The following is a 12248-nucleotide window of genomic DNA, read 5'->3' as shown; positions in this document are numbered from 1 at the left end:
TCCGGAGGTTACGTTCCAGCCGGGGGCTGCGTTATTTCGCTTCCATCCAGTTGGCGCCCACACCCGTTTCCGTCACCAGAGGAACACTGAGCTTCACGGCGTTTTCCATGGTGGTCACCACCAGCTGGCGGGTGGCTTCCAACGCGTCCGGCTCCACTTCCAGCACCAGCTCGTCGTGCACCTGCAACAGCAGCCGCGCCGGCAGTGCCTGGCTCTGCAGCGCCGCCTGAAGCTGCACCATCGCCACCTTGATGATGTCGGCGCTGGAGCCCTGGATCGGAGCATTGGCCGCGGCCCGCAGCTGCTGTGCCTCCATGCCGCCTCGCCGGGCCACATCCAGATCGATCTCCAGCGGATCCTTCCCGAGCAACCGACCCAGACCGTTGCGGTCGAAGTGGAACGGGCGGCGGCGACCCAGGATCGTTTCCACGTAACCGCGGCTCAGAGCCAGGCGTTCCTGCAGCTCGAGGAAGGCGAACACCTTCGGGTAGCGCTGCTTGTACTTCGTCAGGAAGTCCTTGGCCTCCGCCTGGGAGACGCCGGTCTCCCGTGCGAAACGCTGCGCCCCCATGCCGTAGATCACACCGAAATTGATCGTCTTCCCGAGGCGCCGTTCATCGGCGGAGATCTCGTCCTTCTCGAGCAGAAGCCGCGCGGTGAGAGCGTGCACGTCGTCTCCTGAGCGATAGGCCTGCTGCAGCACGTCTTCTCCGGAGAGGTGGGTGAGGATGCGCAGCTCGATCTGGGAGTAGTCGGCGCTGATCAGGGTCCAGCCCTCCTGGGGCAGAAAGGCCTTGCGGATGCGTCGGCTGTACTCGGTGCGAACCGGGATGTTCTGCAGGTTCGGGTTGCTGCTGCTCAGCCGGCCCGTGGCTGTCACCGCCTGGTTGAAGTCGGTGTGCACCCGTCCGGTCTCCGCTTCCACCAGCTGAGGCAGCGCATCCACATAGGTGCTCTTGAGCTTGCTCAACACCCGGTGTTCCAGCACCAGCGGCACCACCGGGTGATCGTTTTCGAGCTTCTCCAGCACGGTGGCATCCGTGCTGAAGCCGGTCTTGGTGCGCCGGGACTTCTTGCGATCGAGTCCCAGAGTTCCGAACAGCAGCTCACCGAGCTGTTTGGGCGACCCCAGGTTGAAGTCGGTGCCGGCCGCCTCTTTCGCGCCGGCCTCGAGCCGCTCGAGGGTGCTGCCCATCTCACGGGAGAGTTCCGCCAGGTAGGGAACATCGATGCGGATGCCGGTGGCTTCCATCAGGGCCAGCACCGGTTCCAGCGGCTGTTCCACCTGCAGCAGCAGCTGAACCATCTGGGGACCCATGGCCTCGAGCTGTCCCCGCAGCTGGAGCGCCAGACGCCGGGTCACGTGCACATCCATGCCGCAGTACAGGCTGGCGGGTTCGATCGCCACATCGGCGAAGGTCTGCTTCTTCCCCACCAGATCGCTGTAGGCCGTTGGTGAAAAACCGAATTCCCGCTCGGCCATCACCTCCAGGCCATGCTTCGCTGCGGCATCCCGCAGGTAGTCGGCCAGCAGGGTGTCGATCACCACGCCCTCCAAGGCCAGGCCGTGGCGCAGAAGGATCAGGCGGTCGTACTTGGCGTTCTGCAGCGCCTTGGGGTGATCGCCGCTGGCCAGCCACGGGGCCAGGGCGGTGAGCACGCTCTCCAGCGGCAACTGCTGAGGCTGTCCCGCGGTGAGAGCATCCGAAGTGAGATCCTCCGCCGGCCGATGGCCGATCGGGATGTAGGCGAGGGCATCCGGCTCGTCGCCCCAGCACACACCGATGCCCACCAGCTCGGCCTGGAACGGGTTCAGCGCCGTGGTCTCGGTGTCGAGAGCCACGGGGGTGTCGGGGTCGGTGATGGCCATCAGCCGTTGCATCAGGGCAGCGAGTTCCGTGGCTGTGCTGATCAGCTGGGGCCGCAGCATCGGAGTCCGGTCGTCAGCACTGGCGTCCTCAGCAGTGTCTGTCCTGACCTTGCCGTCCTTGGCACCGTCATGGTCACCGCCTGTCGGGGCTGCCGCCGTGCCTGCGGCGGAGAAGGTGACGGTGAAACCGTTCACCTGCCGCAGCAGGCTGTTGAGTTCCAGATCCTCCAGGCTGCTGCTGAGAGAGGCGGCATCCACGGCCGCCAGCGGCAGGCGAGGTTCCTCCGGCAGCGGGATGTCCACCAGGATTTCCGCGAGTTTGCGGGAGAGATAGGCGTTGTCCCGATCGTTGCTCAGCTTTCCCTTCAGGGCTCCCTTGATCGCACCGCGGCTGGCCTTCGGACCTTCCGCTTCCACCTCGGAGAGGGCCACGTAGATGGCATCGAGATCGCCGTTCTCCTTCAGCAGGTTGATGGCGGTTTTGGGCCCCACCCCACGAACGCCGGGGATGTTGTCGGAGCTGTCGCCGGTGAGGGCCTTCAGGTCCACCACCTTCTCCGGCATCACCCCGAGCTTGCCGACCACACCCTCCTCATCGATCAACGTCGGGCCGCTGTTCTTGGCGTAAGGGCCGCCTCCCATGTACAGAACGGCGATGTCCCGCCGGTCGTCCACAAGCTGGAACAGGTCGCGATCGCCGGAGAGGATCCGCACCCGCCAACCCTGTTCAGCTGAGCGGTTCGCCAGCGTGCCGAGCACGTCATCTGCCTCATAGCCCGGCGCCATGCAGAGGGGCAGCTGCAGCTGCTCCCGCAAGATCTGCTGCAGCTGCTCGAGATCCTGGAAAAACACTTCCGGAGCAACATCCCGGTGGGCCTTGTAGTTCGCATCCGCGACATGCCGGAAGGTGGGCTCAGCGGTGTCGAAGGCGATGGCGACGCCCTGGGGGGTCAGGCTTCTACCGATGTCCAGCAGGGATTTGAGGAAGCCGTAGGTGACGCTGGTTGGTCGACCGTCCTTGGTGGCCAGACCCCCTTCACCTCCCTTGCTGAAGGCGTAGAAGCTGCGGAAGGCCAGCGAGTGGCCGTCCACGAGCAGCAGCAGGGGCTTGTCGGCGGCCTCGGGCATTCTCAGCAGGGGTGATCAGGGTCAGTTGCGCTCACGCTTCGCCCAGGGGGGCAGGTCGATGAACACGCGGGTGCCGGATGGCAGGCCATTCAAGATCGCCGTGCGATCGCCGCTGCTGCTGCCCAGCTCCACCGCCTGGAAACTGGGCTGCTGCTGTTCGCCCACCAGCAGCACGCCGGGTTTGCCGTTCTCCGTGACGATCGCAACGGTGGGAACGAGGGTTTTCGGTGCGCTGCGACCGGTCTGGAAGTTGATATCGGCCGTCATGCCGATCCGCAGCCGCTCGGGAGGATCCTTCAGCTGCAGCTTGACTGTGAACGAGGTGACGTTGTCGCGTTTCTCGGCGCGTGGCGCGATTTCGTCCACCATCGCCTGAAAGCGCTCGTCAGGGAAGGCATCCACCCGGATCTCGGCCTGCTGCCCCAGCGCGATCCGTCCGATGTCGCTCTCCGGCACCTTGGCGGCCACTTCCCGTCCCTGAGACAGCTCGACGATCGAGGAGCTGGTGGCGCCCGCATTGGCCGAAGCCGTGGTCGTTGGTGTCACGAAGGCGCCGGGTTCGGCGAAACGGGCGGTGATCGTGCCGCTGAAGGGGGCGCGGATCCGCAGTTCCCGGCCTTCTTCCTCCAGCTGCTGGATCCGTTCCCGTGCAGCGATGACGGCCGCCTGGCTGGCCAGCATCTGATTGCGCACGCGACTGAAGTCATCGGCGCTCACCACCTCCTGCTCATGGAGCTGGCGTCGCCGCTCGAATTCATCCTGTTTGCCGAGGAAGTTGGCTTCCGCCTGGCGCATCAGCGCACGGCGTTCGTCCAGACGGTCGCTGTAATCCCTTGGATCCATCAGCGCCAAGACCTGCCCTTCTTCGACGACATCCCCTTCATCCACCATCAGTTCCTTCAGCAGCCCCTGTTTGCTGGGGCTGATGTTCACGCGGCGGTCGGCCTGCAGTTCGCCACTGGCGGTGATCACACCAGACAGGGAGCCGGTTTCGGCCAGCACTGTGTAGGGCGTCAGGTCACGATCTCTTGCACTCCAGGGGGAGAAACGCAGCAGCATCGCTCCACCCGCAAGCAGCGCCAGCAGCAGGCCGAGTCCAAGACGTCGGTTGCGGTGGAGCAAGGATCGCTGTGGAGGAGGGCTGTCCGGCACGGTTGGAGTGGGCTGAAGCGCAGGGCGCTGCTCGGTCTTCAGCATGGGCCAACAAAAGTTCACAACAGTCTCGCTGCTTGCCGGTAGATTCCGGCGCATGCTCAAAGCTGGAATTGTCGGGCTGCCCAACGTTGGCAAGTCCACCCTGTTCAATGCGCTTGTGGCCAACGCTCAGGCCCAGGCGGCGAACTTCCCTTTCTGCACGATCGAGCCAAACGTCGGCAGCGTCGCCGTGCCGGATGAACGCCTGGACCGGCTCACGCAGCTCAGCAGCAGTCTGAACACGATTCCCACCCGGATGGAGTTCGTCGACATCGCTGGCCTGGTGAAGGGTGCCAGTCAGGGTGAAGGCCTGGGCAACAAATTTCTCTCCAATATCCGCGAAGTCGACGCGATTGTTCACGTGATCCGCTGCTTCGAGGACGATGACGTCATCCACGTGTCCGGTTCCGTGGGACCGTCCCGTGATGCTGAGGTGATCAACCTGGAGCTGGGGCTTGCGGATCTCGCTCAGATCGAGAAGCGCCGCGAGCGTCTCAAAAAGCAGGTTCGCACCAGCAAGGAGGCCCAGACCGAAGACGCTGCCCTCGAGCGCATCCAGTGCGTTCTTGAAGAAGGGGGTGCAGCGCGCAGCGTCGATTTGACGGAGGAGGAGGCTCCTCTGATCAAGCCGCTCGGTCTGCTCACCGGCAAACCGATCATTTACGCCACCAATGTCAGCGAGGAGGATCTTGCCGGTGGCAACGCCTTCTGCACCGAGGTGATCGACCTGGCCGAAAAGGAGGGCGCAGAAACCGTGCGGATCTCCGCTCAGGTGGAGGCGGAACTGATCGAGCTCGGTGAGGAGGAGCGGGCCGATTACCTCTCCGGACTGGGTGTCGAAGAAGGCGGACTCCAGAGTCTGATCCGGGCGACCTACCGCCTGCTGGGCCTGCGTACGTACTTCACCACCGGCGAGAAGGAGACCCGTGCCTGGACCTTCAAGGCGGGCATGACAGCGCCTCAGGCTGCCGGCGTCATCCACACGGATTTCGAGCGTGGCTTCATTCGGGCGCAGACCATCGGCTGGGAGAAACTGCTGGAGGCCGGTTCCCTGGTGGAGGCCAAGAGCAAGGGTTGGCTGCGCAGTGAAGGCAAGGAGTACGAGGTGGCGGAAGGGGATGTGATGGAGTTTCTGTTCAACGTGTAACTCCCCAGTTCTGGCAGTGCCTTTGACTTGTCTGCTTGTCTGATGTCTGTGTTTTGTCTACGCTTCTAGCTAGCTAGACGAACTCCATCAGCACGTGCCGGCGCTTGCGACAAAGGACTCGGTGCTCGATGGAAGAGCGGAGGTCGTTTCGTACGTACGGGACACAAGCGTCTTTTATCTCCGTGTTCGTGTACCTCAGAAGCAGGGTTATCGATCCAGGCGGATAGATGGCGTGAGCACGCTTCCAGAAGCGATTGAGAAGGCTCTGGATACCTATATGGATCTTGGAACGCCTAGTCATCCAAAGCCTCCTAGAAGAGGGACTAAGGAAGGCACAAAAGTCTCAAGTCGCTCAGCCCTGCTGAATCACTTGGCGGCGCACCTGGTCGAGCAGGAGGAAAAGTGTGAGGCACGCGTCATCAAGCCCAGCACTCTCAAGAACAAGAAAGAGACGCTTCTCAAGCATTTACAGGGTTACTTGCTCGATGCAGGTATCACCAAGGTTGGTCAGATCAAAGTTGGCTGTTTCGATCGGTATCAGGTTTGGCGTATTGAGGCAAATGCTGCAGATGGAAAGAACCCACCTTCCAACCTCACTCTGAAGAAGGAAGCAACAATAATTTCTGGCTTTATTGGCTATTTGGTGAAGAAAAGATTGCTTGATCCTTATGAGGCTGCTCAAAAGCAAGAAATACCGCCAAAGATTCGTCTGACTGATACTGACTTTGACAGCAATCCTCCGATTAGGGATATTGAAGAATGGCTCAAGATTCTTGTTGAGGTCAGAGCCTGGGTTAAGGAAGGAAAGGCTCATCCTCGACCGCGAACTCTTTTGCACCGTCAGATGTTCTGGTCGCTGCTACTTGTGCTCAAGCAAACTGGTATGCGTCCTGACGAAGCAAGGAGTTTGAGGTGGAGAGATATTGAGACTGAGGATATTGGTCGTTTTAGCCAGACTCAGTGGGAAGAGGACATGGCATTTCTGCAGTTGCAAGGTGTAGAGGAGGATGATCTGGATGAAGATGACCGTCGAAGCCTTGGACGAGTCAGCCGTTATGTCACCCATATCCGTATTCTGCAATCTAAGACCAAGTCAATTAGAGAAGTTACTAGTAATTCTGCTGAAGCATTATCACGCTGGAAAGTGTGGCAGAAACAATATCTCTCTCTCATGCAACAGTGCGGCAATGGATACAACTACGAGATTTCTGAAGATGATCTGGTCTTTGGTGTGCCTGACAGAGATGCTGTCAAAATCACCAGCTATAACGTCTTAAATATTAACTGGAGAAGCATAATTGACAGGTGTGGTTCAAAGTTAAAAGGACCAATTATGTCTGATCACAAATACACCATTTATAGTCTTCGGTCCACACGTGCTCAGGAGTTAATGGATATGGGTGTTGATGTGTATCTGGCTGCTACTCAGCTCGGACATACAGTCGCAATGCTTGAGAAGGTTTATGCGCGACTCCCGCAGCGGCGACGAGCGACTAAGGAAGCCGCACATATTGAATTTGGTAAGCGTAAAAGTGATAGTGAAATAGTTGCACTCGATAGTGTCGCGAGTTTTAAAGGAAAGACATGAATTCTGGCAGACTGATCTTTTGAATGAAGCCTAAATTGAATGCATTTATTGAGTGCGTACAGGATCACCCACAAGCCGTCTCAAATAATGAGAAGATGAATTCTCTATACGTGCTCACTAAGTCGTCTCGCAGAGCCCTGTAGGCACCTCTCAGGATTAACCAGCAAATACACACCCATACATATGGCTACACCCAGATACAACAAGTACAACCCAGGAAAGACAAAGAGTTATTTCCCGATCAACAAATGGAGATGCGATGCATCAAAGCACCCAGTAATTACAGCCTCGGACAAATGTGCAAGCTCCACGCCGAGAGCATTGTTTAGTCAGCAAGAACTGCAAATGCTTGTCGGATTGTCCAACACATTGCAATGCGACGAAGATAAGGCTGTCCGCATAGCGCTCTATGAGGCATCTAGGAGCGCCGAGAAGGTGCACGAAATGGCTTTTAGATATGGCATGCACGGCATCAATAGAGAAAGGCCACGAGGGGCGATCTTCAGAGAGGCGGTGGAAGCTTCCAAAGCCGGAACAGATAGCAGCAGCAAAGGCAGCTAAGGAACTAGGCATTACAGAGGCAGAGTTCATACGCTTATCAATCATCTGGCTACAACTAGGCATCAGACGCAACGAGATCACAAGCATTAAGAACTGCAAGATCGTCAGTGAAGACAGCAGCGCACACCAATGGAGTCGAGACAACAAAGGAAAACCACCCAACGAGCAAGTTGCAAATCTGAAGAAAGCTCTGCAGGAAGCTCAAAAGCTCTTTGATTACTTAAATGAAATCAAGGATGAGGAGCGGCATGAAAGGAAGAAGGAAAGCAGCTCAATGCCATGGTCGATGAGAGCACAAATAGACCAAGAAATATCTGATTACAACTCAGCTCAAGAACAGTGGTTTGAAAACCTGATAGATGGTGACTCCATTGAAGATGTCAAATTTCAAATGGAGCTAAGTATTGTCCGTAATTACAGCGTTGATTGGGACACCGCAAGCTCAATTGTTGCTGATGATTTATTAGACATATCAGATCCAAAGAAAATGAACCCCTTTGAGCGATTAGAATTGATAAAAAAAGGAAGGAAGAAAGCTGCTGATCACACAAGAATCGAACATGAGAAGCTAAGAGGCAAGCAGGCCAAGGAACTTGCCGAAGCAAGTGGTGAATGGAAACAAAAACACCTTGAATCAGGCAGCGTTGATCAAGAGCAACGAAGAAGAGAGATGGAGGCTGCAGAACAAGTAAGGAAGGAAGAGATGGCGCAAGACCAGCAGGACTATTTGAACGACCCAATGCTTTGGGATGATGACAGTCATAAATACTTGCAATGACTGACTTTTTGGATTTACCCCCCTACTACGTAGTAGGTAAGACAAATCAGATAGTCTTGCAAAAAAAGATCTAGTATCGCTACACCGAGCGAGTGAAACGAGCGAGGTGTCCCAAAAGACACAATCATTTCTATTTACTCATGTCTTGGTGAACGACTGAACGAACGAGCGTAGCGAGTGAGTGAAGGAGTGAACAGACATCTTTTAATTACTTTCTTTTAGCTGTTCTGTGTTAGATCAACACAACAACCTTCAAGTGAACAAAGAACGGGAGCAATACCTGTTGGTTGTCTTTGCTAGCGGTAGTGGTTAGCCGTTAGCAGCCAGGCTGGGTGGAGCTGGTTTATCTAATAATCACAAGACATAAAAAAGCCCTCCCTAATGGGGGCGATATATTTACTTATTGGCTGAGGAATGGAGTTGGTTGGTTGGTTGGTTGGTTGGTCTTCACCAACTCCTTCCTTTTTTCACTCTGAAATGTTCACAACGTTAATGGCAGGCGTCAGCTAAACAACGTGCCGTAAAAGACCAATACATTTCACAATCATATGAATCAAAATTTAGACAATCAAAAAGAAAATAACCAACTTGGTTTTCAATTCAAAGGAGGCTTGCAAGGTCAATCTTGCCAAAGAATATCAAACTTTTCAGGACATAAGTCAAAGGCCGCTGAATTGCTCGAAGCGATGGAGAAACGTGAAAGAGAGCGTCTTTGATTTGATTATTCCTGGTGAATGAGGCTTGACGATTGGCCTATAATATTAATAACCTTTCTTGCCTTGTGCCTTTATACAATAATCCCAATGATTTTCCGCAGGAAAAATTTGTAAGCTACAGCTGGGCTTCGATTTTTGCTTTTGCGTTTGGTATCTTCTTCTGGTTTCATACGGTTAGATGGAGAATATTGGGCTTTTATGTCTTTATGGTGATATTAATCTTTTCTCTTCCGTGGCCTTACTATGTCTTTTGGCCGCTTATCCTTAAATTTATTGACCTGTATTTTGCAATGCTTGCACCTCGCATCTGCCATGAAAGATGGAAGAAGCGTGGTTACCGAATTGCTGACGAAAGCTATGAACAAATTCCTAGATGGTATATTACTTTTCTAAAGTCTCTCTACAAGTTGCCGTCCTTGTGGTTGTTCTGAATTGAAGCCGGACTTTGATTTAATTCTTTGACTTTTATATTGATGAAATATTTATCTTGATCAAGAGCCCAGGACTTGCCATATTCAAGTTTTCTTGCCTATTGGTATAAGCCAGGAAGATTAAATTCAGAACGGCATTTGTTGACATCAAATTTGTATTGAGTCCATTTCATATTCTTTCTAGATGCGTCTAGGATGCATTCATTATATGCTTTAAATCTGCTTTGCTGATTTTGAATGTCTTCCTCAGCGTATGCTGCTAGTGGCACTCCAAGAAAGAAAAAAAGAGTTGCCATTGAGATAGGTGTCATAGCTCAAGTCAGTGCACAGGCTTTTGATTGATAGGGATTCATAGAGGACAAATGAAGCTTGCGTGGTAGCGATGCTGACGAGTTCATGACTTGTTGCTATGATTTAGCTTTGTACCCAATGGTGTGAAAACTATTCTTTTCGCTCTACTATTTTTTCTGCCTCTGCATTTCTTTCTTGCAAGGACAGCTCAAGCTGGCCTGACGAGAGAAGACCAAATTGTCCTTGCCAAGTGGACGGCAGAAAAGATATGCAAGATGGGAGTCGATGATTTTTATGACATCCCAGAGCCTGAGATTTCTAGTCTTTTGGAAAAAGAGACCCCTCTCAAATATACTGACATCCCTATGATGCCGACTGAAGACCAGAGAAATCGGATTGCAAATTATATTTCAGCTTACGTTTCAGGTGTTTGCCCCAGCGAACTTGAAAAATACAAAAATCGATAGTCTCATCCAACGCATCTGATCATATTGAGTGAGTCTGGCCTGCGCTCAAAAGTCGATAGCTTTCCAGACCTCCAACAAAAATCAGCTACATATCAATCATCTTTTGACTATTTTGGTATTTAAGTTCTATCACAAGGCTGAAATGAACGACTGGCAGCAGTTTATAAGTTACTTCTGAGTCGGCCAAACTGGATGGTTGTTTGTTGAGTATTAGCTTCTAAGGCTATTTAGGAATTATGTCGATTGTGTTGCTGTCGACGTAAATGCCATCCATCTTCCTGTCAAGGCACCTGTAAAACTCTCTTGATAAGTCCAGGTCGTAATCTGCGCAATCCCTGTGGGCTCTATCTGCAATTGTATTGAATTCATTGATTGGCAAGTAAAGCTCTTTCGATGTGCATGGTGCATTGAAAATTAAAAGACTTAAGAGGGCTGCAATGTGTCTCATATGTCAGTGAGGTAACCTTCGCGTTCCACATCGTTATTAATAACAAGGTAGGTGGTGTTGGCAAGAAGTTCCATCGTCCTTCATTTATGTTCTCAATACCTCTTACCTCGCCGGCACAGCTGATCCTTGAGAAGAGGATTTAGGAATGAGCTTTGTAAGCTCGGGATTCGCTGGAGGTGAAACTGAGCCCCCCATACCCCCTTCCGCTCTAGGACTAAGCAACAGCGCTCGACGGCCTTGATTGCCGCAGCCAAATGTGGTTCTTTTCACGAACGATTGATGTCATCTTAGGAAATTGACTTTCATTTTGCTTCACGCAATAAGACATTGCTTTGACAACTTTTGATGCGCTCGGTTCTGTATTGACTATTTTGGTTTGATTTCGTTTCTGGCTAGTCTTTGTTGTGGATACTTTCATGAGCAACGAAACATCCCTGCCAGCATCTCTATTTTTCTCTGGCAATTTTAGTTATTCAACTTACGGTTAAACGCTTGATCATCTTTTTGTATTGATGAATCAAGGACGATATAAGGATGAATTGGCGCTAGAGAATAAGTTTTAAGTGTTTTCTGATGAAGGGAGTGTTGGGGTTTTTCAAGTGGTCAAGCTTATTTCTGCCGCTATACTTTAAAAGCCTGGGCTATCTGGTAATGGCTCCTAGCACTCTTTGGCTAACTGATAAGCAGCTCAGCTTGATTTGGAAACTTACTTGTTGGTTCTTCGTTGCAAGCACAATTATCTTCTTATCCATCTTCTGGATTACACTTGCTTTTTTGGACGGTGCTCCGCCGCTTGCGTTCATAATAATCGGTCAAGTTGCTGCACTTTTTATGGCATCATTTTACTCAGGCATCTTCTATGTTGTCGTAACTGTTGGATTAGCTCTGGTTATGGCGATTAGGAGAAAGCTTCCTGTGAGGACGGAGGTGACTTTTAGGAAAAAGTTAACTGTTAAAAGGAAGTAGAGGCAGAGGTGGCAAGCTGTCACTTCCCTAGTTATGGCAATTAGGAAAGCCGCTCATCGTTTATGACTTTGTGAATAATGTTGTTGTGTCGATGTCTTCTGTATATTCCTCTTCAAAGGCTTTGGCGTCTTCCAGTCTTCCGATACTCAGCAAATAGTTGAAGTGTTGATAAACATAAATGAGATTCCCTTTATTTAGGAAATCGAATGTGTAGCGAAAGTCACGGGGTGGAGAGGACATAGTGATTGTCAATTCACCCTTTTAAGGTAGTTGACAACAGTTTGCCTGCTATGTATTTTTGGCACCCTTTTTGCGGCTTGGGTGTAGTGACCGTTTCACTTTAATATTATCCAAAGTATTTATCAAAAGTATTGTTTGTAACAAGTGTATGTGGCTGTGATAAAAATCACACAAATTTGAGAAGCCTTTCTATTACGTGCAGACCGGGCGCAATCCTTCTCATACCCTTCCTCAAGTGCTCCGTGCAGAAACGCGGCTAAATGTCTCTCTAAGGGTGGTCTGCCTGTGCCTGGATGCCTGGGGCTTTAAAGGCTTAGGGCTTTTTGTCTCGACTTGAGGGGTGTGCTGAGGCAGCCCAGTCGAACCCATTCAGCACTTGTCGTGGTGCACGTGTCGCCGTCGTCGCAGGAAGCGATCACAACG

General features: G+C 52.6%; 6 protein-coding genes. 4 read left to right on the top strand and 2 right to left on the bottom strand.

From position 1 onward, the window contains the following. Nucleotides 1-31: 31 nt before the first annotated feature. Nucleotides 32-2998: a DNA polymerase I gene (gene polA, locus SynA15127_RS09510; RefSeq protein WP_186483853.1), complete on the bottom strand. Its 2967-nt coding sequence runs from the start codon at nucleotides 2996-2998 to the stop codon at nucleotides 32-34. Nucleotides 2999-3019: 21 nt separating this feature from the next. Then, nucleotides 3020-4195 carry an efflux RND transporter periplasmic adaptor subunit gene (locus SynA15127_RS09505; RefSeq protein ID WP_186483851.1) on the bottom strand — a complete coding sequence of 392 codons (1176 nt, stop codon included), beginning with the start codon at nucleotides 4193-4195 and terminating at the stop codon, nucleotides 3020-3022. Nucleotides 4196-4247: 52 nt separating this feature from the next. On the opposite strand from SynA15127_RS09505, the gene ychF reads away from it, so the two are divergent. The 4 genes from ychF to SynA15127_RS09485 all read left to right on the top strand — a co-directional run bounded on the left by ychF (nucleotide 4248) and on the right by SynA15127_RS09485 (nucleotide 10171). Further along, nucleotides 4248-5339, top strand: a complete 1092-nt coding sequence (ychF, locus tag SynA15127_RS09500; protein ID WP_186483850.1) for a redox-regulated ATPase YchF — start codon at nucleotides 4248-4250, stop codon at nucleotides 5337-5339. Between the two features lie 232 nt (nucleotides 5340-5571). Next, entirely contained in the window at nucleotides 5572-6927 is a 1356-nt protein-coding gene (locus SynA15127_RS09495) for a hypothetical protein (RefSeq protein ID WP_186483849.1), read from the top strand. Between the two features lie 457 nt (nucleotides 6928-7384). Continuing rightward, nucleotides 7385-8266: a hypothetical protein gene (locus tag SynA15127_RS09490; RefSeq protein WP_186483848.1), complete on the top strand. Its 882-nt coding sequence runs from the start codon at nucleotides 7385-7387 to the stop codon at nucleotides 8264-8266. A gap of 1581 nt (nucleotides 8267-9847) precedes the next feature. After that, nucleotides 9848-10171 (top strand): hypothetical protein, encoded by a 324-nt coding sequence (locus tag SynA15127_RS09485; RefSeq protein ID WP_186483847.1) that lies wholly within the window; start codon nucleotides 9848-9850, stop codon nucleotides 10169-10171. The last annotated feature ends 2077 nt before the right edge of the window (nucleotides 10172-12248 follow it).

The organism is Synechococcus sp. A15-127, from assembly GCF_014280215.1.
Taxonomy (GTDB): Bacteria; Cyanobacteriota; Cyanobacteriia; order PCC-6307; family Cyanobiaceae; genus Parasynechococcus.
Note: the sequence above shows the minus strand (reverse complement) of the source record. Positions and strands in the feature narration are given on the sequence as shown.

Bases quoted from the DNA above. Each gene is read 5' to 3' on its own strand.
- polA (WP_186483853.1), bottom strand. From the start codon at position 2,998: ATGCCCGAGGCCGCCGACAAGCCCCTGCTGCTGCTCGTGGACGGCCAC.
- SynA15127_RS09505 (WP_186483851.1), bottom strand. From the start codon at position 4,195: ATGCTGAAGACCGAGCAGCGCCCTGCGCTTCAGCCCACTCCAACCGTG.
- ychF (WP_186483850.1), top strand. From the start codon at position 4,248: ATGCTCAAAGCTGGAATTGTCGGGCTGCCCAACGTTGGCAAGTCCACC.
- SynA15127_RS09490 (WP_186483848.1), top strand. From the start codon at position 7,385: ATGGCATGCACGGCATCAATAGAGAAAGGCCACGAGGGGCGATCTTCA.